Source organism: Allobosea sp. 47.2.35 (assembly GCF_024655635.1).
GTDB lineage: Bacteria > Pseudomonadota > Alphaproteobacteria > Rhizobiales > Beijerinckiaceae > Allobosea.
Map to the genome: position 1 here is coordinate 1 of NZ_JANLGI010000031.1, position 23,548 is coordinate 23,548.

General features: G+C 62.1%; 23 protein-coding genes. 5 read left to right on the forward strand and 18 right to left on the reverse strand.

Features of this window, described 5'->3' with window-relative positions:
- Positions 1–206: DUF305 domain-containing protein (locus NUV79_RS23355; RefSeq protein ID WP_257735471.1), on the forward strand; the 206-nt coding region annotated here is incomplete at its 5' end.
- Positions 207–299: 93 nt separating this feature from the next.
- The gene (locus NUV79_RS23360; RefSeq protein WP_257735472.1) at positions 300–647 is read left to right on the forward strand and encodes a hypothetical protein; all 348 of its coding nucleotides are present in this window, start codon (positions 300–302) and stop codon (positions 645–647) included.
- A gap of 89 nt (positions 648–736) precedes the next feature.
- Here NUV79_RS23360 and NUV79_RS23365 read toward each other — a convergent pair whose 3' ends face one another.
- The 12 genes from NUV79_RS23365 to NUV79_RS23420 form a co-directional block, all read right to left on the reverse strand.
- Entirely contained in the window at positions 737–1,279 is a 543-nt protein-coding gene (locus tag NUV79_RS23365; protein ID WP_257735473.1) for a hypothetical protein, read from the reverse strand.
- 30 nt (positions 1,280–1,309) lie between these two features.
- Positions 1,310–1,567 carry an acyl carrier protein gene (locus tag NUV79_RS23370; RefSeq protein WP_257735474.1) on the reverse strand — a complete coding sequence of 86 codons (258 nt, stop codon included), beginning with the start codon at positions 1,565–1,567 and terminating at the stop codon, positions 1,310–1,312.
- A gap of 5 nt (positions 1,568–1,572) precedes the next feature.
- Positions 1,573–3,483: an HAD-IIIC family phosphatase gene (locus NUV79_RS23375; RefSeq protein WP_257735475.1), complete on the reverse strand. Its 1,911-nt coding sequence runs from the start codon at positions 3,481–3,483 to the stop codon at positions 1,573–1,575.
- An 11-nt stretch (positions 3,484–3,494) separates the two neighbouring features.
- The gene (locus NUV79_RS23380; RefSeq protein WP_257735476.1) at positions 3,495–5,357 is read right to left on the reverse strand and encodes a WcbI family polysaccharide biosynthesis putative acetyltransferase; all 1,863 of its coding nucleotides are present in this window, start codon (positions 5,355–5,357) and stop codon (positions 3,495–3,497) included.
- Between the two features lie 139 nt (positions 5,358–5,496).
- On the reverse strand, positions 5,497–5,988 hold the full coding sequence (locus NUV79_RS23385; protein ID WP_257735477.1) for a DUF411 domain-containing protein: 492 nt from the start codon (positions 5,986–5,988) through the stop codon (positions 5,497–5,499).
- A 158-nt stretch (positions 5,989–6,146) separates the two neighbouring features.
- Positions 6,147–9,326, reverse strand: a complete 3,180-nt coding sequence (locus tag NUV79_RS23390) for an efflux RND transporter permease subunit (protein WP_257735478.1) — start codon at positions 9,324–9,326, stop codon at positions 6,147–6,149.
- A complete protein-coding gene (locus NUV79_RS23395; protein ID WP_257735479.1) occupies positions 9,323–10,741 on the reverse strand; it encodes an efflux RND transporter periplasmic adaptor subunit in 1,419 nt (472 codons plus the stop codon). Before NUV79_RS23395 ends, NUV79_RS23390 begins: the two co-directional genes overlap by 4 nt.
- Complete coding sequence (locus NUV79_RS23400) at positions 10,738–11,136, reverse strand: FixH family protein (RefSeq protein WP_374679320.1); 399 nt, start codon at positions 11,134–11,136, stop codon at positions 10,738–10,740. The genes NUV79_RS23395 and NUV79_RS23400 overlap by 4 nt, the downstream gene beginning before the upstream one ends.
- Before the next feature lie 128 nt (positions 11,137–11,264).
- On the reverse strand, positions 11,265–11,615 hold the full coding sequence (locus tag NUV79_RS23405; protein ID WP_257735480.1) for a hypothetical protein: 351 nt from the start codon (positions 11,613–11,615) through the stop codon (positions 11,265–11,267).
- Positions 11,616–11,706: 91 nt separating this feature from the next.
- On the reverse strand, positions 11,707–12,228 hold the full coding sequence (locus tag NUV79_RS23410; RefSeq protein WP_257735481.1) for a cytochrome b: 522 nt from the start codon (positions 12,226–12,228) through the stop codon (positions 11,707–11,709).
- A gap of 123 nt (positions 12,229–12,351) precedes the next feature.
- Positions 12,352–14,727 carry a heavy metal translocating P-type ATPase gene (locus NUV79_RS23415; protein WP_257735482.1) on the reverse strand — a complete coding sequence of 792 codons (2,376 nt, stop codon included), beginning with the start codon at positions 14,725–14,727 and terminating at the stop codon, positions 12,352–12,354.
- A 78-nt stretch (positions 14,728–14,805) separates the two neighbouring features.
- A complete protein-coding gene (locus tag NUV79_RS23420) occupies positions 14,806–15,072 on the reverse strand; it encodes a heavy-metal-associated domain-containing protein (protein WP_257735483.1) in 267 nt (88 codons plus the stop codon).
- Positions 15,073–15,290: 218 nt separating this feature from the next.
- On the opposite strand from NUV79_RS23420, the gene NUV79_RS23425 reads away from it, so the two are divergent.
- Positions 15,291–15,647, forward strand: a complete 357-nt coding sequence (locus tag NUV79_RS23425) for a hypothetical protein (protein ID WP_257735484.1) — start codon at positions 15,291–15,293, stop codon at positions 15,645–15,647.
- Between the two features lie 131 nt (positions 15,648–15,778).
- On the opposite strand, the gene NUV79_RS23430 is transcribed toward NUV79_RS23425, so the two are convergent.
- The 5 genes from NUV79_RS23430 to metC all read right to left on the reverse strand — a co-directional run bounded on the left by NUV79_RS23430 (position 15,779) and on the right by metC (position 21,151).
- The gene (locus NUV79_RS23430; protein ID WP_257735502.1) at positions 15,779–16,495 is read right to left on the reverse strand and encodes an amino acid ABC transporter ATP-binding protein; all 717 of its coding nucleotides are present in this window, start codon (positions 16,493–16,495) and stop codon (positions 15,779–15,781) included.
- A 98-nt stretch (positions 16,496–16,593) separates the two neighbouring features.
- Positions 16,594–17,661, reverse strand: a complete 1,068-nt coding sequence (locus tag NUV79_RS23435; RefSeq protein ID WP_257735485.1) for an amino acid ABC transporter permease — start codon at positions 17,659–17,661, stop codon at positions 16,594–16,596.
- A gap of 40 nt (positions 17,662–17,701) precedes the next feature.
- Positions 17,702–18,817 (reverse strand): amino acid ABC transporter permease, encoded by a 1,116-nt coding sequence (locus tag NUV79_RS23440; protein ID WP_257735486.1) that lies wholly within the window; start codon positions 18,815–18,817, stop codon positions 17,702–17,704.
- Between the two features lie 67 nt (positions 18,818–18,884).
- Positions 18,885–19,913 (reverse strand): transporter substrate-binding domain-containing protein, encoded by a 1,029-nt coding sequence (locus tag NUV79_RS23445; RefSeq protein ID WP_257735487.1) that lies wholly within the window; start codon positions 19,911–19,913, stop codon positions 18,885–18,887.
- A gap of 35 nt (positions 19,914–19,948) precedes the next feature.
- Positions 19,949–21,151, reverse strand: coding sequence for a cystathionine beta-lyase (gene metC / locus NUV79_RS23450; protein ID WP_257735488.1), 1,203 nt, complete (start codon positions 21,149–21,151; stop codon positions 19,949–19,951).
- 79 nt (positions 21,152–21,230) lie between these two features.
- On the opposite strand from metC, the gene NUV79_RS23455 reads away from it, so the two are divergent.
- Entirely contained in the window at positions 21,231–22,139 is a 909-nt protein-coding gene (locus NUV79_RS23455) for a LysR substrate-binding domain-containing protein (protein WP_257735489.1), read from the forward strand.
- Between the two features lie 106 nt (positions 22,140–22,245).
- Here NUV79_RS23455 and NUV79_RS25335 read toward each other — a convergent pair whose 3' ends face one another.
- Positions 22,246–22,746 carry an SCO family protein gene (locus NUV79_RS25335; protein ID WP_374679321.1) on the reverse strand — a complete coding sequence of 167 codons (501 nt, stop codon included), beginning with the start codon at positions 22,744–22,746 and terminating at the stop codon, positions 22,246–22,248.
- Between the two features lie 235 nt (positions 22,747–22,981).
- On the opposite strand from NUV79_RS25335, the gene petA reads away from it, so the two are divergent.
- Positions 22,982–23,524, forward strand: a complete 543-nt coding sequence (petA, locus tag NUV79_RS23465; RefSeq protein ID WP_257735503.1) for a ubiquinol-cytochrome c reductase iron-sulfur subunit — start codon at positions 22,982–22,984, stop codon at positions 23,522–23,524.
- Positions 23,525–23,548 lie beyond the last annotated feature (24 nt).

Consider the following 23,548-nt stretch of genomic DNA (forward strand, 5'->3'; position numbering starts at 1 on the left):
TTGGCTTCATAGCCATGCGAACCCAAGCCGGCATTGGCAATGCCGAGTTCCTGCGCGCAATGATCCCACATCATTCCGGCGCGATCCTGATGTGCGAGAAAGCCAGCATCACTGATCCGGAGATCGTCGCGCTCTGTCAGGAAATCACCAAGTCGCAGAAGGCGGAAATCGCGCAAATGGAGACAATCCTCGCCCGGCAGAGGTGAAGCTCTTCACATCCGAAGCTGACATCCCCATTTCAAGCTTAGATTGTCAGCCCCGAGTGGGTTTGCCATCGGGGCAAGCCAGGGGAGGCTGTGATGAGGTTGTCTCACCAAATCGCTCTATCGGCGGCCTGTTTGCTGCTCTTGGCGCAGCTTGAACCCGCGATCGCCCATCGTGCGAACCTGGCCCTGGGCCTGCGAGAGATCACCAGCGCGATTAACGGTAAGGTCTGTGCAACAGCAGGAGGGGCGCACTTCACCTTCGATAATGATGGGCGCTTCTCGTATGATGGCCTCTGGCAAAGCAGCGGAAGCTTCACGCTTGACGCTAGCGCGGTAGTCGTGACCTTCGACAGCGGTCTTCAGCGCGCGTTTGAAATCTCCAGGCGAGGCGGAGAGCTGTATATGGAGCAAACCCGCGTCGTGTGCACCGCCAAGGAATGAGACAGACCTGCTTGAAGTGTTTTGAGTGCAGTTCGGCCGTCTGACTGAGCCGTCGAGCCTAGAGTGTTGCCGGAACAATACGAGCGTCGTCAGAAAGGCGCATCCACAACATGGGTGGGCTCCTCTGCGTAATAAGATACCGCGATTGTTGCGGCTTTCACAGCCATTGATATTGTCGACGCGGAGTTTTCGACGTCGCCAACGCCTATCAGCAGGGTTTTGCCCATATTAAGGGCCTCGGCCGAATCCGCGATATTGCCCTCAACAAGGCCAACTTCACTTAAAGTCTGATCTAACTGACAGCAGCAATGTGACGTTTTCCAAACGTGATTCGATGCAATTAGCATCCCGGCCAAATAGCCGGTGACTGAGATGGGCGCGACTGACCGCAAACTACAAATAATGCCAGAAAAGAAAACGCCCCATAGTCCATCAAACACGCGGTCAGTCCGTGACCACTGGCTGCACAAGTCCTCAATACCTGACTTTTGAACTCCCCCACTTGCAAGGGATGTGAGTTTCTGCACGACGCTGAAATTCTCGATAGGAAAGCCCAATGATTTCAGATCAGCAAGCACCACACTTGCCGCATTTCGATCAGGAAGGGATGCGACCAAACAGGTGCTAGACATTGGATGCCCCTTTCACACTAAACAGAATTCCTATCTTGAGTCAGTTTTGACTCCTTGACGCTCAATCGCTCGAACCAAGTCTCCGATATTTGACAGATTCTCGATCTCATCGCTGCGCAATTTGACGCCGAACTCGGTTTCCGCAGCGACTATCAAGGTAATGTTGTTAAACGAATCCCATCCCTCGATGTCGGCCGCTGACGTTTCGGCCGAGAGTACGATTGTATCATCATTGAACAAGTCTCTGAATATTTGGGTCAGGCCAGCGTAGACTGCGCGCTCATCCATTCCGTCTACCTTTCCGTAATGTCGATCGGAACGGGCAAATCGGCGAACGAATCGACATCGAAGCACCAAGTCGTTGCCCCCGAAGCGTCTTCGGCAACGCAAGCGAAGCCAAGGCTGCGGTAGTGCTCACGCACCATTTGGTTCCGCTCTGTCGGGCGAAATTTGCCAACAATGGTGCGATAGCCGCGGGAGCGCGCCTCTGTGGCGACCACTGCGAGCACCGCCCGCTCCACGCGCCGCCCCAACACTCGGCAACTCATCAACCAGTTCTCGAGGACAAGGGTTTCGTCTCCGTCGGCGCGCGCCATGACGACTGAGATGATCCCGTTGTCACCGAAGCGGTCGAGCAGCCTGAAATGCAAGCCGAGGCAGCGCGGATCGCGCTCAAAGGCACTGACCTCCTGATCCGAACATCGCTGCGTTGTCAGGTTGAATTGGTTGGTCTTATTGATCAACTGCACAACGCGCGGCCGATTGATGTCGTCGAATGGCCCCCAGATCAGCTCCATTCGAAGCTCGGCCAGGAAGGCGTCCATATCCGTTGCGGCCGATGCGGCGTTCGCCCGCTCCTTGTTGGCCTGGTATTGTCCGGCCTTGCCCAGGTCATCGGCCGTCACAACGACTGCCTCGAAATATCCGCTGTCGCTTAGGCACTGCGCAAAATGAGCCGGATCCGCTGGCAATTCGGGCACGCGCACCGAAGGCAGCCGAGAGCGCACCCATTCGCGCTCGGCGGGATTGTCGTCAGCGAAGACAATACTGTCCAATCCAATATTGAGCGTGCTCGCGATCGAGCGGATGTTCGTCGCTTTGTCGTTCCAATTGGCGCAGAAGCAGGCAATGTCCTTCAGCCTCAGCACCATTTCCGGGTGGTGCTCGAACACCGCCGTCGCATTTGCCTCGTCATTCTTGGAGCATACGGCCAGAATTACGCCGCGCTCCCCGAGATTGCTCAGATAGCGCTGAAAAGCACAGAAGGCCTCGCCCGCAGCCGAACCGGCACCCAGCACCAGGCCGTTCGGTCCATCGTCCCCGATCACGCCGCCCCAGAGCGTATTGTCGAGATCGAGCACGAGGCATTTCGACGAAAGGCCGGATTGGGTCCCGAGCACGCGCCCCACCAGGTCGCCGTAAAGCGGCCCAACCAAAGGGCTGATCTCCTGCTTCGCCTTGTGCCAGAGTGTGGGGTCAAACCAACAGCCCCATCCCTGCCAAGCGGCATACTGATCGGGCGTGATCAAATCGAAGCCCTCCTGTTCGGCGAGATCGCGCAGGGCTTCGTTCCACGACAGGATCATTTGCCGCGGCGAGTTAGGAAGGCGATGCTCGTTGGCGCCAAGCAAGGCAGGAATGATGGGTAATGCGGTTTGCAAAATGATCCGACACGGCAACCGTTCTCGGATCGTCCCGCACAAGCGTTTGAGCTCGTTCAGACTATGATTAAGTCGCTCCTCCGCAGCGCTTCGGTCACTCAACGCACTATGCCCGCGTGAAACATGGTGAGCATCGAATGCAAAGAGCACGACGTCCGGCCTGAAGCCCCAGAATTCCGAATCCAAGTCAGCGATCGCATGTCGATACTGGCCGAAACCTGGCTCATAAATATCGACATTGACGCCCCTACGCAGGCAGCCGATGCGAATTCCGGGCTGCAGGTGACTCGTCGTCGACGTTGCTAGAATAGCCAGCCGGATGAAGCGAGCGGCCTGTGGTCGCGAATCGGCGGCGCCTGAGTTCAACCGGATCAACCGGTCAAGCTGAATAGTTTCGACAAGGTCGAGGTTGTGCTGCGCCAGAGCGATCGCTCCGTCCCAGAACGAACGATCCGCCCTGTGGGCATCGAGTTCAGCAAGGCGGCGACGAAAATCGCGTGCGGTGGGAAGCCAATAAAGCCTTTGCCCGGGAAGAGCAGCCATGGCGCATCTCGCTACTCTACCAAGGATACGCGGTTTTCGAAGGACCTGCTTTTCAGTCCGAGCGCGGTCGGCGGAACGGCTGATTCTTCGGAATGATCAGCCGTCTCGGCTTCCCGCTGCTCCTTGCGAAGATGCGTCAGAAGGGTTCGCACACGCTGATCGTCGGGACGATCACGCTCAAGTTCGATCGCCATAGAGAGGGCGTCGGCGGTTCGGCCCTGCCGGCTGATAGCGGTCGCGAGCTGGATACGGCTTCCCAGCTCTTCGGGACAAAGCGCGACGGCAGAACGAAACGCAGCTTCTGCTCTCACATGGTCACCGATGCGGCTTTGCAGCAGACCCAGCCCCGCCTGAGCGTTGGCATTGTCGGGAAGCCTTCCGACCATCGCTTGATAATCCGCGACGACAGCGCGCCGCACCTTGAGTGCGAGGACATCGCCCAGGAGCCAATGCGGTTCGGCCGCAATCGGCTTGACCACAATCGCCTCTCTCAGCATTGCCTCGGCATCGTCCAGCTTACAGGCCTCGATCAGAGCTTTCGCGCCGGTCAGGAGAAGTGCAAAATCGTGAGGAAACACTTCGAGAGCGTCGCAAATTACCGAATGTGCCTCGTCGAACCGCTTTTGCGATCGATAAAGCCGTGCAAGCTCAAGGCTGGCTGCCGCGGTTGTCGGAGCCGCTCGCACCGCGCGGCATAGGGCAACTTCCCCCTCGGTTGCCAATCCTAAGCGCAACAAGCTCTGCCCAACCGCGAGTTGCGCATGATGGTTTTGTTCATCGAGCCGCACCGCTGCCCTCGCCGCGGCTAGTGCAGCATCGGCATCGCCCTGTCGAAGACAGATTTGGCTGAGAAATGTATAACCCAGCGACGAGTCAGGCGAGCGACGCAATCCTTCTTCGAGACGTCGCCGCGCGAAGGCCTGATCCCGCCCGCTAGCACACCAGATACCTTCAGCTAGCGGCTCATTCCAATCGTAGGCGACGTAGCGATGTACGAACTCAGGAAAGGTGAAAGTTCCTTCGTGTCGCAGAGGATAACGATGGCAGGGGCCGCACCAGTCTAACCCGAAATGTTCTGCTACGGCGGGATGGACAGGGTGACAATCCGGCCAGAATTGCTTGATCTGCAACGGACCGAGCACGCGCGCGATTGTCGCGTCCGAAAACCCCATGCGCTCAAAAACCTGCTTTGCAAGCGCGCTGAACACCCCAAGCCCAGGATGATGCGGTGTCAGGAACGTCTGCTCAGTGCGCAAGCTGCCGACGATCAAATCACGGAACGCGAAACCGGTCGCTTGATCTCGACGGCCTTGCGCTTCGAACCAAAGCTCATAAACCCGATCCAGATTCGTTCGCGTCCGAAAATCGAGGCTCAGATAGCGCGACACGGCCTCGTCGGGAGTGACGCCTTGGCCAATCAGGTTGTTGAGGTAGGTATCACCCAGTTCCGGGTCGAATGGGCCGTTCGGCGCATGAGGAACGCGCTCGTTTTTCGGATGGGGCCGACCGGCAAAGGGCCATAAAAAAACGGCCGATACGAGTGGAACATCAATCACCCGCGTGCCCGTCGGCAGGCTTGAACGAGCAATCCTACCGACCGCGTCAGAAACCTGCCAAATGACGAAATCAGCGTCTGCCAGGATCGACGCGCTGGCGGGATCAGCCTCGACATGTGGATTAACGTATTCCGAGGCTCCACGCATGCCGGTGGTTAGCGAACTGCCGTAGAGCTTCGAAAGCCTAAACATCTGGCAGTTGCCGACGAAGGCGACGCGCCGGTCAGTCAGCACCCGTTCCGCAGCCAGCTGATCAAGATCACGCGGTTGCCGACGCGTCCGGTAGACCGAGGATTCAGATGGGGCAGTGGACCGCATGATACCCCCCAAGTCCCACCCTCAGCCGCAGGGCAGTTGCACTCTTACGAAGCTATCAAATGCTCCTGATCTGGTTCTATTGACTTTGAAAGACCCAATAGTCGGCAAGGTCCACATGGCAGCGCCTTAGCACGCACATTTAGACCTGCTGCACGCCGCGGTAACGCGCGAACACACTCTGCCTGCCAGCCGAGAAGATGACGATTTCGTAGGTTTGCGGCGCCTGGCCGGGCACCTCCATGCCGGGCGAGCCGATCGGCATGCCCGCAACTGCGATGCCCGTCGCCTTCGGACGCTCGACGAGCAGGCGCTTCACCGCCTCGGCCGGGACATGGCCCTCGATGACATAGCCGCCGATCTCGGCCGTGTGGCACGACATCAGGGCCTCGGGCACACCGAGCCTGGTCTTGAGCGGCATCACGTCATCGACCTGGACCACCTCGACCGGGAAACCGGCGGCCTTGATATGCTCGACCCACTTGCCGCAACAACCGCAGTTCGGATCGCGGGTCACAGTCATCTTCGGCGGTGTTTCCGTAGCCGACGCCGTTCCGGCTATCGCCAGGCCTGCCAATGCCTGCACCGCTCCGAGCAGCATACGGCGGCGGGTCGGTGAAATCTCGATCTGCATGTTCGCTCTCCTTCAATCTCGACCGTGCATCACCGAAAGAAGACGTATTTGACCAAGGCGACGATCGCCAACAGCAGCACGGCGACGCCGAGCCAGTGGAAAGCCCCCATGCTCCAGCCCATCCCGTTCATCATATCCTGCATGTCAGTCACTCCACCTTATTCAACGACCGCAGCTTGCCGCTGCACCGACGTAGGCTGGACCGCTACGACGTTGGTTTCTTCGGCCGGCGGAAGCCGCCAGCCTTTGACAAGGCCATAGATCGCCGGGATCACGAGTAGCGTGAGGACGGTCGATGAGACCATGCCGCCGATCATCGGCACCGCGATGCGCTGCATCACCTCCGAGCCGGTACCGGTGTTCCAGAGGATCGGCAGCAGTCCTGCCATGATCGCGACAACGGTCATGATCTTCGGTCGTACGCGCTCGACCGCGCCCAGCATGATCGCTTCGTGCAGATCGGCCCGGGTAAATGCCCTGCCTTGCTGCGCACGGCGCTGCCGAATCTCGACCAGCGCATGATCGAGATAGATCAGCATGATCACGCCGGTCTCGGCCGCGACACCGGCGAGTGCGATGAACCCGACGGCGACCGCGACCGACATGTTGAAGCCGAGCCACCAGAGCAGCCAGACGCCGCCGACCAGCGCGAAGGGCAATGAGAGCATGACGATGAAGGTTTCGGTCAGCCTGCGGAAATTCAGGTAGAGCAGCAGGAAGATGATCGCGAGGGTGACAGGCACGACCAGCTTGAGGCGAGCCTCGGCCCGTTCGAGATATTCGAACTGACCGCTCCAGGCGACGCGGTAGCCTGCTGGCAGCTTGATGCTCTGCGCGATCGCATTTTGGGCGTCGCGGACATAGCCACCGAGGTCGCGCCCGACGGTGTCTACGAAGATGTAGACCGCGAGCTCGCCGTTCTCTGTGCGGATCGACGTCGCGCCGCGCTTGCGCTCCACACTTGCTACCTCGCCTAGCGGAATGCTGGCACCGGACGGCGTCGAAATCTGGACCTCGCGCGCGATCGCCTGGGGATCAGAGCGCAGGTCACGGGGGTAGCGGATGGTCACGCCATAGCGCTCGCGCCCCTCGACCGTCGTCGTCACGGTCTCGCCACCCATCGCCATCACGATCGCATTCTGGACGTCACCGACGGAAAGCCCGTAGCGCCCGAGCGCGATCCTGTCCGGCACGATGTCGAGGAAGTAGCCGCCGATGACGCGCTCGGCATAGGCGCTGCTCGTCCCCGGTACCGCTTTGAGGACGGTCTCGATCTGTCGCGAGATCGCCTCCATCTTCGCCAAGTCGGTACCGAACACTTTGACCCCGATCGGCGTGCGGATGCCGGTCGCGAGCATGTCGATGCGGGCCCGGATCGGTTGGGTCCAGGCATTGGAGACGCCCGGAAACTGGAGCGCCTTGTCCATTTCCGCCTTGAGGTTGTCGAGCGTGACGCCCTGGCGCCACTCGGTCTTGGGCTTCAGGTTGATGATGGTTTCAAACATCTCGGTCGGCGCCGGGTCCGTTGCCGTCTGGGCCCGCCCAGCTTTGCCGTAGACCGAGGCGACCTCCGGGAACGAGCGGATGATCCGGTTCTGAGTTTGCAGAAGCTCGGCCGCCTTTGTGACCGACAGCCCAGGCAGTGTCGTCGGCATATACATCAGCGTGCCCTCGTCGAGCGTTGGCATGAACTCCGAACCGAGCTGACGCATGGGCCAGAGACTGAGCCCGAGCACAGCGACCGCCAGTAGGATCGTCACGGTTTTGGCTTTAAGGACGGCGCGAATGAAAGGGCGATAGAACGCGATCAAGAACCGGTTGATTGGATTCCTGGCCTCCGGAATGATCCGTCCTCTCACGAATATCACCATCAGCGCCGGCACCAGCGTCACCGACAGAAAGGCCGCAGCCGCCATGGCGAAGGTCTTGGTGTAGGCGAGCGGACCGAACAGCCGGCCCTCCTCCGCTTCCAGCGTGAAGATCGGCAAAAACGAGACGGTGATGACGAGCAGGCTGAAGAACAGCGCCGGCCCGACCTCGCTTGCCGCCTCGATCAGGATCTCGATGCGCGGCTTGTCCGGTAGTGCCCGTTCGAGATGCTTGTGGGCATTCTCGATCATGACGATCGCGGCGTCGATCATGGCTCCGACCGCGATGGCGATGCCGCCCAGGCTCATGATGTTGGAGCCAAGACCAAGCGCCTTCATCGCCGCAAAGGCCATCAAGATGCCGACCGGCAGCATGATGATCGCCACCAGGGCACTGCGCAGGTGCAGCAGGAAGACGACGCAGACCAGAGCGACGATAATGCTCTCTTCGATCAGCGTGCCCTTCAGCGTCTCGATTGCCCGCTCGATCAGCCCGGAGCGATCGTAGACGGGCACGATCTCGGCCCCGCCCGGCAAGCTGGGTGCAATCTCGGCCAACCGCGCCTTGGCGCGCTCGATCACGGCGAGCGCATTGGCACCGAAGCGCTGCAGGACGATGCCGCTCGCGACCTCGCCCTCGCCGTTGAGCTCGGTGATGCCGCGCCGCTCGTCGGGGCCGAGTTCGACACGGGCGACATCGGAGAGGCGCAGGGCTGCGCCGCGCTCGCTCTTCAGGACGATGTTCTGAATATCGGCGATCGACTTGAGATAGCCGCGGCCGCGGACCATGAACTCGAACTCGCTGAGCTCGACCGTACGTCCGCCGACATCCAGATTGCTGCTACGGACGGCCTCGCGCAGCGCAGCCAGCGAGACGCCCTGGGCACGCAGCCGCACAGGATCGACCACGATTGCGTATTGCTTGACGAAGCCGCCGACGCTGGCGACCTCGGCCACGCCCTCGGCACGCGAAGCCGCGAAGCGGATCTTCCAGTCCTGCAAAGAGCGCAATTCGGCCAGGGTCATCTCCTTGGCCATGACGGCATATTGATAGACCCAGCCGACGCCGGTGGCGTCAGGCCCGAGAGTCGGCGTCACGCCCGAGGGCAGGCGACGCGCTGCGGTGTTGAGATATTCCAGAACCCGCGAACGCGCCCAATAAGGGTCGGTGCCGTCCTCGAAGATCACATAGACGAAGGAGACTCCGAAGAAGGAGAAGCCGCGCACGACGCGCGCTTTCGGCACCGTCAGCATCGATGTCGTCAGCGGATAGGTGACCTGATCCTCGATGACCTGTGGCGCCTGACCGGGATATTCGGTGTAGACGATGACCTGGACGTCGGAGAGGTCCGGGATGGCATCGAGCGGCAAGGTCTTCAGCGCGTAGACGCCGCCAGCGACGGCGAAGGCAGTGGCGACGAACACCAGGATCAGGTTGCGCGCCGACCAGGCAATCAGGCGGGCGATCATGGTTTCGCCTCCGTCGAGGAGAAGCCGCTCAAGGCCGCCTTGAGGTTGCTTTCCGCATCGATCAGGAAGTTGGCGGAGACAACGACGCGATCGCCCTCGGAGACGCCCTCGCTGATCGCGACCATGCCGTCGCCGCGGCGGCCGAGCTTGACCTCCCGCGGCTCGAACCGGCCTTCGCCGCGATCCAGAATCACAATGCGTCGCGTGCCGCTATCGATGACGGCACTCTGGGGAACCGCCAGCTCTGCGCTTGCATCGCCCGCGCCAATCTCGACATCGGCGTACATGTTCGGCAGCAAGACGCCCTCGGGGTTGGCGAGCTCAATGCGGACCTTGGCCGTGCGCGTCGCCTCGGCGATCTGCGGATAGATCACGCCGACGCGCCCCTCGAACGCCATGTCGGAGCGGCCGCGTAGCCGAACCGTCGCCGGCGCTCCGATCCGGATCTCGGACAGCTCGCGTTCAGGCACATCGGCCAGGACCCAGATCGTCGAAATGTCTGCGAGCCGGAACAGGCTGGTGCCGGCTACCATCTTCATGCCGTCGCTGACATTGCGCTCCAGCACGATGCCGTCACGCGGCGCCGACCAGTTGATCGTCGGTGGTACCTTCCGACTGCGCTCGATCTCGGCAATGATTTCGGGCGGAACCCCAAGGTTTTCGAGACGCTGTCTTGCGCCGCCCTCGGGCACGCCGCGCGCGGCGGCATTGAGCTCGGTGATGAACTGCGCGCCCGCCGTACTGATGTCAGGCGAGTAGATGCGCGCGAGCCGAGTACCCTTGGCAACGCGATCGCCGGTCGTCACCGAAGCGACCTCCTGGACGAAGGCATCCGCGCGGATCGCCACGACGGAAACGCGTCGCTCGTCGAGCTGCACCACACCCGGAACTCGAATGGTCTGTGCGATGCTCTGGCGACGGACCGGTTCGGATCGCACGCCACTACGCTGGATGCGCCCGGGCGAGAGCTTGATGATCCCGTCCTCGCTCGCCTCACCTTCAAAAACGGGGAGATAGTCCATCCCCATCGAATCTTTCTTGGGCACCGGCGAGGTGTCCGGCAGCCCCATGGGATTGCGGTAGTAAAGAATGCGGCCCTTCTCCGCTTGGACCGCCTGCTCCTTGCCCTCAGGCTTCTCCTCGAAGCTGATGTCCTCGTTAGCCCGCACGGCCCTGAACGGCCTGCCATCGACCGTCTGAGCCGGCTCGGTCGAATAGACCGGCTTTCGATCTGGATCCTGATAGTAGATCACGGGCCCAACCCCAGCAGTCTCGTTTGCCGCGAGCGACCCCTCGATACCGAGCCAATTCTTCAGAGCAGGCAGCGCGATGCCGCGATGACCGGCCCAATAGCCTGCACCTCCCACCGCCATAATGGCGGCGAGAGCGAGGCCTGTGAGGGCGAGGCGTTTCATGGCAGCGCCTTGAGGATCAGCTTGTTTTCGAGCGTACCGGTCTCACCCTGGACCTTGGCACCGAGCGACAAGCGCCAACCACCTTCCATGACCAAATTGGTCTTGAAGCTGTAGGTTCCTGCTTCCGGCGCAGGGAGCGCTTCGATCGGAGAGGCCATTGTGGCCATGCCCTCCGGCTCCATGTCTATGCGCTTGGCGAAGATGACGGCATCCGGCACCGGCTTGCCGGAGCGCTTATCGATCAGCCTGACGGTGATGACGACACCATTGCCCTGCTTGAATTCACTCTGGGTGAGACGGAATTCATAATCCTTGATCTCCGCCAGAGCCGGTAACGCAACGGCCATGAGCGGAAGCGCGGCGATGAGCGCGCGCGAAGTGCGGGAGATAAACATTGTCGAGATCCTGAGACGGTGAGGCTGCTGCGCTCACGCGTGCAGCTCCAACGTGGCGTTAGCCACGGCGCACCGACCACCCGGGTTCACCGTGCGGTCGCAACCGGCGCATGAGCGCCGGCTATGTCTCAGGTTCGTGGAGGTCGGGCGGGTGGCTCGCTCGGCTGTGACAGGCGCGCGGCCTCATTGCCCGCAAGCCCGAGCGTTACGACAACAGGCTGAACAACCAGGTCATATGCCGTGGGTTCGCTCGCGAAGCTCTTGGCCACGCAGAAGCTCAAGGCCGGGCAGTTCGTGGTGCAATCCGGTTGCTTGTCTTTCGGATTGGGGCAGCACGGCATCTCAGGCGACATGGTCGCCATTGTCTCGCTGTCCATGCGGGCATAACCGGCCTTTGCCGGCGCCACCAGGGCGACCAACATCGTGGCCGTGACGAACAGCCCCAGGACCAACACATTCGTGAGAAGTCGAAACTTCATGGCACCTGTTCTGACATACCGTCAGATATCGCAAAAGGGCAAAAACTGCGGCTGTTTGACCGGGAGCAAGCAGAATCGCTGCTTCGTGATCTCACCTTTGGCTAGTCAGCATACGGCGCAGGATATCGTCGCGGCGATAGAAATGGTGCCACAGCGCGCCGGCAACATGGAACAGCGCCAGTACAAGCAGCGCCCAGCTGAGCCATCGATGAACCGGCGCGGCGCGGAAGCTAAGATACATCGCAATCGTACCCGTAAACGGCAGAAGCAGCAGAACGCCGTACAGGGCAACATGAACGCCCGTCGCGGCCCACCGTTCGGGTGGCGACAACCCTTCAAGGGAAGGGCGGCCATAGAGATAGCGCAGCGCGATCTGGATCAGCGCCAATCCCATGACCAGCCAACCCATCCAGGCATGGACCTGGTGCAAAAACAGATCGAGCGGGGCAGGCTTCGTGAAGCCATATGCCATATGGGTGCGTTGGATTGCCCAGGATGTAGGGACCTGGGCAATGCACAACAACGGCACGAGCCAGTGGATCCAGCGTTGGTAGACACCGAAAGACTTGGTCGGGCTGAGTTTGGGAACAAGGACGCTTTGCAACAAGCTCACGATTGAGGCCCGTTCGGTTGAATGGCGCGGTGTAGGTCGGGCATCAGCGGGAGGCAACCGTCGTCCTGTGCCAGGTGCCGGACGGGATCAACGCAGTCCCATTAAGCCGTTGAAGGACTGCTCTTATTCCAGAGAGACGGTGCGTAACCGCAGGGCGTTTGCAATCACGCTGACCGAGGACAAAGCCATCGCCGCCGCCGCAATGATCGGCGACAACAGCAATCCGAATATCGGATAGAGCACGCCTGCGGCGATTGGGACGCCCGCCGCATTGTAGATGAACGCGAAGAACAGGTTCTGCCGGATATTGCTCATCGTCGCCCGGCTGAGCTGAAGCCCGCGCACGATGCCCTCAAGGTCGCCTTTGAGCAGGGTTACGCCGGCACTTTCGATCGCGACGTCCGTGCCCGTGCCCATCGCGATCCCGACATCCGCCGCCGCCAGCGCAGGCGCGTCATTCACGCCGTCGCCGGCCATCGCGACCACCCTGCCTTGCGAACGAAACTTGCTGACGACTACGCTCTTGTCCTCGGGCAGGACCTCGGCCTCGACCTCGTCGATACCGAGCCGGCGCGCGACCGCTTGTGCCGTCGTCTTGTTGTCGCCGGTCAGCATGACCACCCGAATGCCGGCGCTTTTCAGCGACTTGATCGCTCTCGGGGTGGTCTGCTTGACCGGATCAGAGATTGTCAGCAGTCCGGCGACGCGGCCATCGATCGCCACAAAAATCACTGTGCCGCCCTCGGCGCGCAGCGTTTCCGCCTCGGCTGCCTGAGCCGCGGTGTCGATACCAGCCTCAGTCATGATCCGGTGGCTGCCAATCACCAGCGCGCGACCTTCGACGGTCCCCGTTACCCCCTTACCGACCGGGCTGTCGAAATCCTGCGCCTCGGCCAGGGCGAGGCCACGTTCCTTGGCGGCATCAACAATCGCGGCGGCGAGCGGGTGCTCGCTCGCCCGCTCGAGCGAAGCGGCGAGCCGCAGCAGCTCACTCTCCGCGATTGCGCCAACCGGCTTCAGCCCGGTCAGCCGTGGCTTGCCTTCGGTCAGCGTACCGGTCTTGTCGACGACGAGGGTATCGACCCTCTCGAAGCGCTCCAGCGCCTCGGCATTCTTGATCAGTACGCCGAGATGCGCGCCGCGCCCGACCCCGACCATGATCGACATCGGCGTCGCCAAACCGAGCGCGCAGGGACAGGCGATGATCAGCACGGCGACGGCGGCGACCAGCCCATGCGCGAAGCGCGGCTCCGGCCCGAACGCCATCCAGGCGGCGAAAGCGACGATGGCAATGACGATGACGAGCGGAACGAACCAGCCGGACACCTGGTCCGCCAGGCGCTGGATCGGTGCCCGCGAGCGCTGGGCCTCCGCCACCATCGAGACGATCCGGGCCAGCATGGTGTCGCTGCCGACCTTGCCGGCGCGCATGATGAAGCCGCCGGTGGTATTGAGCGTGCCGCCGATCAGGGTCGCGCCGACCTCCTTGGTGACCGGCATCGATTCACCCGTGACCATGGATTCGTCGATCGAGCTGCGGCCTTCGATCAGTTCGCCATCGACCGGAACCGTCTCGCCCGGGCGGACCCGCAAGCGGTCCCCGACATGGACCGCGTCCAGGTTGATATCCTCGTCCTCGCCGTCGTCGCGCACCCGCCGGGCGGTCTTCGGCACGAGGTCGAGCAAGGCCCGGATCGCGCCGCCCGTTTGCTCGCGGGCCCGCAATTCGAGGACCTGGCCCAACAACACCAGAACCGTGATCACGGCCGCCGCCTCGAAATAGACTGCGACCGCGCCTTCCGCGGAGCGAAGCGTTTCCGGGAACAGGTTCGGAGCGACGGTCGCGACGACGCTGTAGGCCCAGGCGACGCCGGTGCCCATCGCGATCAGCGTGAACATGTTCAGGCTGCGGTTGACGAGCGAGGCCCAGGCCCGCTGGAAGAACGGCCAGCCAGCCCAGAGCACGGCCGGCGTCGCCAGGACCAGCTGCAGCCAGTTCGAGCTCTGCTGGCTGAGCAGCACGTGTAGATCGACGAGATGCCCGCCCATCTCCAGCACGAACACTGGCAGGGCGAGCACGAGACCCACCCAAAACCGGCGGGTCATGTCGACGAGTTCGGCGCTAGGTCCTTCCTGAACTGTCGCGATCTCCGGTTCCAGCGCCATGCCGCAGATCGGGCAATTGCCCGGGCCGGGCTGGCGGATCTGGGGATGCATCGGGCAGGTGTAGATCGCGCCCGTGGGCGCCGGCTTTGCGACAGGCGCCTCGGCTTTCTCGCCGGCATAGGCTGCCGGATCGGCCTCGAACTTGTTCTGGCAGCCGGCGGAGCAAAAGAAATAGGTCTGCCCCGCATGAGCGGCGCGATGCTTTGCCGTGGCGGGATCGACGGTCATTCCGCAGACCGGATCCTTCACACTCTCCCCCGCGCCATGAGAATGGCCATGGTGGTGTGAATGGTCGTCGTGCCGGTGACCGGCGTGATGCTGATGATCTGCCATGGCTCGCCGCTTTGCTCTCCTGCCCCTTTGCCTTGCCAATGCGTGAGCGGCCGGCGGGTTCGCGCCGGCCGCCCGCGATCAGCCGATGCGATCCGCGCCGGGAGTGTATCCGGCGCCCGCCACGATCGACCTAACGGCGGAGAAATCGGCCGCGCCGACGACGCTGACGAGCTTCGAAGCCGGGTCGGCGGTGACCGCGGTTCCGGGCAATTGATCCTCGATCGCCTTCTTGATCGTGCCGGCGCAATGGCCGCAGGTCATGTCCTCGACGCGAAAGCTGATCGCGCCCTCAGGCGCGCCGGTTGCCTTGGCTGCGGTTCCGGAATGTTGCTGGCAGGAGCACATAGCTGCGATGTCCCAAAAAAAATTGACGATTACAGCACCCTACGGCTTCCCATAATGGGAAGGTCAAGGGCATGTTGCATTCGCGTTCGAGTGCTTTCTGAGAGCGCCAAACGCGGGGCTGGTGAGCGCGAGTATCTTGTCCAAGGGGACAATAGCTGCGCGAGCGGCAGATGTTAGATTGCTTCAGAAAGCTCGGCAGTTCCAGCATCGGAGGACTTATGAGCCAAGCCATTCATCCAGCAGCCGCCTCGACTCATTTGCCGGCATTCCTCGCCGGCCCCGGTGAAACGGACTGGCTCCTGGTTGCGATGGGCATTTTTTTGGCCATCTTCGTCTTGGCAATTGGTATTCTGTATTTGCACCTGCACGTCCTGCCGGATCGGATTGCTCATAATAAGGTGCAATTGCAGATCGTTTGCGTGCTGGGATTGCTGGCCATGTTCACGCACATGCACATCTTCTGGATCGCGGGCCTTCTTCTTGCTTTAGTCGACATTCCCGATTTCATCACTCCCCTGAAACGCATCGTAGCGGCAACGGAAAAGATCGCAGGCGCGAAACATCGACCGGAGTGAGTAGATCAAAGTGCCTTGCAGGGCACGACTGGCACGATCGCATCTTTGGGCGTGCTTGCTGCATTTCCGACTTAATGAAGATCAACAGCTCTCGCTTGTTGCTGTCCATCGGTTCTGCGTCCCGTTTCTCCTCAGTGCAGGATCTGGCTGAGGAAGAGCTTGGTGCGCTCGTGCTGCGGGTTCCTGAAGAACTCGTCCGGGGTGTTCATCTCGACGATCTGGCCGGCATCCATGAAGATGACCCGGTCGGCGACCTGGCGGGCGAAGCCCATCTCATGGGTGACGCAGAGCATGGTCATGCCCTCCTCCGCCAGCGACACCATGGTGTCGAGCACCTCCTTGACCATCTCCGGATCGAGCGCCGAGGTCGGCTCGTCGAACAGCATGATCTTCGGGCTCATGCACAAAGAGCGGGCGATCGCGACGCGCTGCTGCTGGCCGCCCGAGAGCTGGCCCGGATACTTCGCCGCCTGCTCGGGGATCTTGACGCGCTTGAGATAGTGCATCGCGATCTCCTCGGCATCCTTCTTGGGCATCTTGCGAACCCAGATCGGCGCCAGAGTCAGGTTCTCCAGGATCGTCAGATGCGGGAACAGATTGAAATGCTGGAAGACCATGCCGACGTCGCGGCGAATCTCGTCGATCTTCTTGAGATCATTGGTCAGCTCGGTGCCGTCGACGATGATCTGGCCCTTCTGGTGCTCTTCCAGCCGGTTGATGCAGCGGATCATCGTCGATTTGCCGGAGCCGGACGGGCCGCAGATCACGAGCTTCTCGCCGCGCGATACTTTGAGATTGATGTCGCGCAACACGTGGAACTCGCCGAACCATTTGTTGACGCCGATCATCTCCACCGCCGTCGCGGTGTTGAGCGAGGTCGGCTTCAGCGCCGCAGGGCGGATGTCGATCCTGTTTTCGGCCATGGCCAAGGTCATGCTGGCGTCTCCTAATGAGCAGCGGGACCGCGCCGCTCGAGGAAATCGGCGAAGCGGGCGAAGGAGAAGGACAGCGCGAAGAAGATCGCGCCGATGAACAGGAAGGTTTCGGCAGCCGGCGACGGCCAGGCCGGATCGGCGAGAGCCGCCTTGCCCGAGCTGATCAGGTCGAACAGCCCAACCACGAGCACGAGGCTGGTGTTCTTGATCATCACGATGATCGTGTTCGCCAGGGCCGGGATCACCACCCTGATCGCTTGCGGCAGGATGACGAGATATTGCATGCGCCAGAACGGCAGACCGAGCGCCGCGGCAGCTTCATATTGCCCTTTCGGGATCGCTTGCAGCCCGCCGCGGATCACTTCGGCGAGATAGGCCGCCGCGAAGATCGTCAAGGCGACGAGGGCGCGCACGAACTTGTCGGGCAGCAGCGCCTCCGGCAGGAACAGCGGCAGCATGATCGAGGCGACGAAGAGGATCGAGAGCAGCGGCAGGCCGCGGACCGACTCGATTGCGACCACCGCCCCGATCCTGACGACGGGCATGGCAGAGCGGCGCGCTAGCGCCAGCAGGATGCCGACCGGAAAGGCGATCCCGATGGCGACGACGGTGAGGATCAACGTCACCGGCAAGCCACCCCAGGCCGAGGTCGGGACTTCTTCGAGCCCCAGGCCACCGCCCATCAACCAGACGATGAGCATGAGCGCCGCGGCCCATAGCCAGACCAGCCGCGGTGTCCAGCTCGCCGGCCGAACCGACCAGCCGAGCAACGCCAGGATCAGAAGGCAGACCAGAGCAGGTCGCCAGCGCTCGTCGACCGGATAGATGCCGAACAGGAGCTGTCCCGACTTGGCGTAGATGAAGCTCCAGCAGGCGCCAGATGCCGCACGGCAGGCCGCGGGGTCCGGATTGAACAGGACCGCGTCGAGCACGAGCCAGCGCAGCATGGGCGGCACGGCAACCAGGATTAATGCGCTGAAGACCAGCGTCAGGACGGCATTCAGCGGCGAGCCGAACAGGAGCTTGCCACTCCGCCGCAAGGAAGCCGGGAGCAGCGCAGACCATGCGTTCGTCGGCACAGGAGCCTCGGGGATAGGGAGCGATATCGTCTTCACGGTTTCAACGTTCCACGATCGCGATGCGGCGGTTGTACCAATTGGCCGCGCTCGACAGGGTCAGGTTGAGGGAAAGGTAGACCCCCAGGATGATGAAGACGCCTTCGATCGAATGGCTGGACTTGCTGATGATCGTGTTCATCACCGCGAGGAAATCCGGATAGCCGACGGCGATCGCCAGCGTCGAATTCTTGACGACGTTGATGTACTGGCTGTTGAGCGGCGGCACGATCACCCGCAGCATTTGCGGGATCACAATCAGCCGCAGGATCTGGGTTCGGGACAGGCCGAGCGAGCGGCCGGCATCCCACTGCCCGGCGCCGACCGACAGGACGCCGCCGCGGACGATCTCGGCGATGAAGCCGGTGGTGTAGATGGTCAGGCCGATCAGGATGGTGCTGAGTTCCGGTGTCAGCTCCAGGCCGCCTCGAAAGTTCGAACCGGTGAAGACTGGCCAATCGACCGAGAACGCGAAATCCGCCGACCAGAGACCGAGCAGCAGCAGGGCAGCCCCTCCCCATGGAATTCCGCTCCGGAAGCGTTGAAGCGAGCCTGCCCGCCAGGCGACGACGCCGAGCAGCGTCGCGGCGAAGACAAGAGCAGCTCCTGCGCTATCGAATTCAAAGCGGGCGGCTGGAACAACGAAGCCGCGCATCGAGGCAAAGACGCCAGGGAGCGGATTGAGCGCCTCCCCGACTGGCGGAAAGACTTTCCACCACAGCGAATAGAGGAAAATCAGCAGCACGATCGGCGGTGAGTTGCGCGCGATCTCCACCCAGACACGGCAAGTCCCCGCGGCGAGCGGATTGCTGCTCAGCCGGGTGACGCCGACGATCAGGCCGAGAACCGACGAGAAGGCGATGACGAGCGCGGAAATGAAGACCGTGTTCGCCAGCCCGACGACGATCGCCCAGTAATAGGGATCCCGCGACTTATAGGAGAGAATCGCTTCGGAGATGACGATCCTTGACGGCATCGTCAGGAAGTCGAATCCGATTGGGATGCCGCGGGCCTGCAAATTCGCGAAGGTGTTGCTGACCAGAAGCGTCGCGGCCCCCACGACGGCGGCCACCAGCGCGCATTGGATGACGATCGATCTTGCCCTGGCATCGCTGAGCATTGCGCCCTCCCCTTTTCTATTCGCCGTTGAAAACAGGGGAGCGTTCGTCACGCTCCACTGGCTGCGCCTAGTCCCAGGGGTACGGGTAGTTCAGGCCGCCGTCCTTCCAGAGCGCGTTCAGGCCGCGATCGACTTTGAGGGTGCTGGCCTTGCCGAGATTGTTGTCCCAGATCTCGGCGTAGTTCCCCATCTGCTTGATGACGTTGTAGACCCACTTGTCATCCAGCCCCAGCGGCTTGCCAAAGCCGGCCTCCTGACCAAGCACGCGTTTGATCTCGTTCGAGCCGGATTTCAGCTTCTCGTCGATGTTCTTGGCTGTGATGCCGTGGAGCTCGGCCCAAAGCAGGGCATTGACCGTCCAGCGCGTGATGTCGAAGAGCTGATCATCCCCGCGCGCGACCGCGACGCCGTTCGGTTCGGCCGCATGACCGACCTTGATGATGTCGTAATCGTCCGGGTTCTTGGCGACCGAGGCCCGCTGGCCAGCGGCGGCCGTGCCATCGGTCACATAGGTATCGCAGCGACCGCCGAAGAAGGCATCTCGTGCCTGGATCGTCGAGTCGAAGTAGACCTTCTTCATCGTGATCCCGTGCTCTTCCTCGGTCTCCTCGATCGCCTTCTCGGTCAAGCTGCCCCCGCCCTGCAGGCAGACCGTCTTGCCGGCCAGTTGCTTGGGATCCGTGATCTTGTCCGCCTTGCGCACGAGCAAGCCGTCGGTGTCGTAGAGCGTGATCCAGACGAAGCGCACCACAGTGTCGCGTGAGAGGGTGATGGTCGAGGTCCGCGACAGCACGTCGATCTCGCCGGTCTGCAGAGCCGGGAAGCGCTGGCCGGCATTGAGCGGCACGAAGCGGATCTTGTCCTTGTCGCCGAGGATGGCCGCCGCGAAGGTCCGACAGATGTCGGAATCGAAGCCGCGATAGTAGCCGTTCTCGTCAGGCCGCGAGAGGCCGGGCACACCCTGACTCGCCCCACAGCTCACATAGCCGCGCTGCTTGATCTTGTTCACGACGCTCTGCGCGCCGGCTCCGCTGATAGTTGCGGTCAGTCCGGCGGCGGCAATAGCCGCGCCGAGCAGCACTTTCAATCTTGTCATGGTTATCTCCATTCCCCTGTTTTGGTTCTTTGCAGTCATTCAGCTGCCTTGCGGCCTGCCGTCGCAGAAGCTGCAGCAGGCGCGACTAAGGCCTGCTCCAGATCAGTGATCAGGTCATCGAGCGCTTCCAGCCCGATCGACAATCGCCAGACGGGTCCGGATGGCAGCCAGTCGAGGCTGGTCCGACCTTTCCGCGGGTCGTTGACAGCAACCAGCGAATGCACGCCGCCCCAGCTCGCGCCGAGCTTGAACAAACGCATTCGCCGAAGGATTTCGGCCTGGAAAGGCGCAAGCTCCGCTCGGAGAACCACGGAGAACACGGCAGCTGCACCGGAGAAATCCCGTTTCCAGACCGCGTGCCCGGGATGGTCCGGCATCGCCGGGTGCAAGATGCGAGCGACCTCCGGGCGCTGTGACAGCCAGCTCACGATCTTGGCCGCGCTTGCAGCAGCATGACGCATGCGGACCGGCATGGTCATCAGGCCGCGCTCGCACAGGGCACAATCTTCCGGGGAGACGCCGTAGCCGAGGAAGCGCGCGGTATCCTTCAGGCGCCGGAACAAGGCTTCGTCACGCACGGCGAGCGAGCCCATAAGCAGGTCGCCATGACCGCCAGCATGTTTCGACAGCGCCTGCATGGCGATGTCGACGCCGTGAGCTAGCGGCTTGAACAGCAGATGAGACGCCCAGGTGTTGTCGGCGGCGACCAGTGCGCCCACCGCGTGGGCCGCCGCGACGATCGCAGGCACGTCCTGAACCTCGAATGTCCCCGACCCCGGCGATTCCACCCAGACCAACCGCGTCCGGTCGTCGAGAAGCTCTGCAATCCCGGCATCGAGCCGTGGGTCGTAGGCTTGCGCCGCGATGCCGAGTGGCCCCAGAAAGCGAGTGATCATGTCCCGAGCCGGCCCATAGAGCGTCTCAGGCATCAGGATGCGGTCGCCGCTCCGGCACACCGCCATCGTCGCCAGCGTCATCGCCGCCATGCCCGACGGCACAACGAGCGCCCTCGCCGCCCCTTCGAGCTGGGCAATGTGGTCCTCGAGGAGCCGGCTCGTTGGCGTCCCGTACAGCCCATAGCTGAACCCGTCATAGACGCGCTCGGCCCGCTTCTCGAATGCATCGAGATCGTCGAACACGATCGTTGAAGCGCGCTCAACCGGCATCGTCACTGCCTGAAATGGCTGGCGCGAACGCTCGGGCGGATGAATGTGCGAGGTGTCGTCGGATTTCGTCATGGGCTGACGCTAGCTCGTGCCGGCATTGCCATCTATGGCCATATCGATAGAGTCGATCCATTTCTGGTATGGCTATCTCATGAACCTGCGCGACATCGACGTCTTTCATGCGATCATGATCAGCGGCGGCGCCGGAGCGGCGGCTGCCTTGCTCAGCACGTCGCAGCCGGCCATCAGCCGCTCCCTTGCCAAGCTCGAGGCCGAACTCGGCTTCAGCCTCTTCGACCGCATCCGGGGTCGCCTGGTACCGACCCGAGAAGCCCTGCTCTTCCATGCCGAAGTGAAGGCCAATCTGGTCGGGCTCGACCGCCTCAAGCTGCGTGCAGCTCAGATCAAGGAAGTCGGCGCCGGGACAATCCGCGTCGCCAGCCTGTCGGCTCTCGGACATGGTCTGGTGCCACGGGCGATCACGGCATTCTCGCGCAAGCATCCGCAGGTGCGGATCAGCTATCAGGTCCGCACGTCCAACGTCGTTCGCGATCTGGTGGCTTCAGGCAGCTTCGACATTGGTCTGGCAGCCGACGAGATCGACACTGATGGTGTCTTGCACAGTGTGTTCACCACGCCTCGCGCCGTCTGCGTCATCCCGCAGGGACACCCTCTGGCAAACCGGGACGTCATCACACCTGCGGACCTGGACGAGGAGGGCTTCCTGGCGCTCGCACCGGAGGACACCGTGCGGCTCGCCATGGACAAAATCTTTGCGGAACACGCCGTCCAGCCCCGCATCTTGGTGGAAACGCCCTATGGCGTGACCATCGCCATCCTGGCGGCGCAGGGCCTCGGCATAGGCCTCGTCAATCCGTTCATCATCGCCGACAAGATGATCCAGGGCCTCGTCGTCCGGCCCTTCGAGCCGGCCGTGCATTTCAGGGCGCTCCTTCTCAGACCGCCCGGCAGTGCAAACTCCCGTCTCGTCTCGGCGTTCATTGCCGAACTATACGCGATCCGGAATGCTTTTGCCGCTCCCGAGGAGAGTTCAAGGTAGCCATTCGTCGCGAGGCCACCACCCCAAATGATTGCCAGGATCGCGAGTGCCGCCAGCACAGCAGCCAGCGCTACGCGAAGGGGGCCTCTCTGAGTAGCTGGATCAGTCATCGCATTTGACCTTGATCGACTACGGGATGGAAGCGGCACCGAGCGGTGAGCCCGGCACGCATCTGCGCTGGGCGACCGTCGCGTCTTATTTGAGGACCATGCGGATCTTCGCCAGCGCCGGCGGCTCCTCCCTCATGGTAGTCGACGATGGTGCGCAAGCCGCCTTTGGCGCCGATCAAATACACCGACGAGGAACGGTCCATGGTGTAGCCGGCGTCGGCCGGTACCTTCTTCGCATAGTCCTCGCAGGCCTTGACGGCCGCATCAACCTGCGCGGCCTTACCCGTCTGTCCGATAATACGCTTGTCGAAGAACTGCAGGTAGAGTGCGAGTTGTTGCGGCGTGCCGCGTTCGGGATTGACGCTGACGAACAGAACCTGAAGCTTGTCCGCTTCGGCGCCCAGCTTGGCGAGGCGATTACTCCGCTGAAGTCCGTATCGGTGACTGCCCGTCCGTATGATCGACGAGGTTGAACGATTCGCCGATCTGGGCCCCAGTGCTTTTCTGGCTGACCCAGCTACGTCTACTGGCTAAGCCGCAGCATCCTCCGGAGTTGACAAACAGCCCCACTAATCGGGGAACGAGCCTGTAACCAACTGTAACAGACGAAGCCACAAGATCGTGGCAGAATTGCCATCAGTACCAGCTCGCTCTTCCTGCATCGCTTCTGGGTGATCGAGCGAAACGTTGCAATCTGCTCGGATCATCGAGTGACGATTTGGTGCGTCCATGATGGACGAACTATCGGCAGTGCCGGAGGCCACGCCGACACGGCGCGACTTCCTCTATCTAACCACAGGCGTCGCTGGCGTCACTGGAACAGCGGCCGCACTGTGGCCACTCGTTGCCAGCTTCCAGCCGAGTGCCGACACCGTCGCGCTCGCGAGCGCTGAGTTCGATCTCACTCCGATGGAGCCAGGCCAACGCATCACCGTGCAGTGGCGCGGGCGTCCGGTGTTCATTGTCCGAAGGACGGCCGAGCAGATCGTAGGCGACCAGACCGATAACATTTCCGCCCTGTTGGATCCCGAACCCATCGCGGCCCGATTGCAAAGGCCAGAATGGCTGATCGTCGTCGGAGTCTGCACCCACCTAGGATGCATACCCCTCGGACAGAAGACCGGAGATCCGCGCGGCGACTACGGTGGCTGGTTCTGCCCCTGCCATGGTTCGGTCTATGATGCCCTCGGTCGCGTGCGACGTCGACCGGCACCCAAAAACCTTATCGTGCCTCCCTATGCCTTTCTCACGCCAGGACGAATTCGGATCGGATAGCGATCGCTACAGCCCGGAGCCATA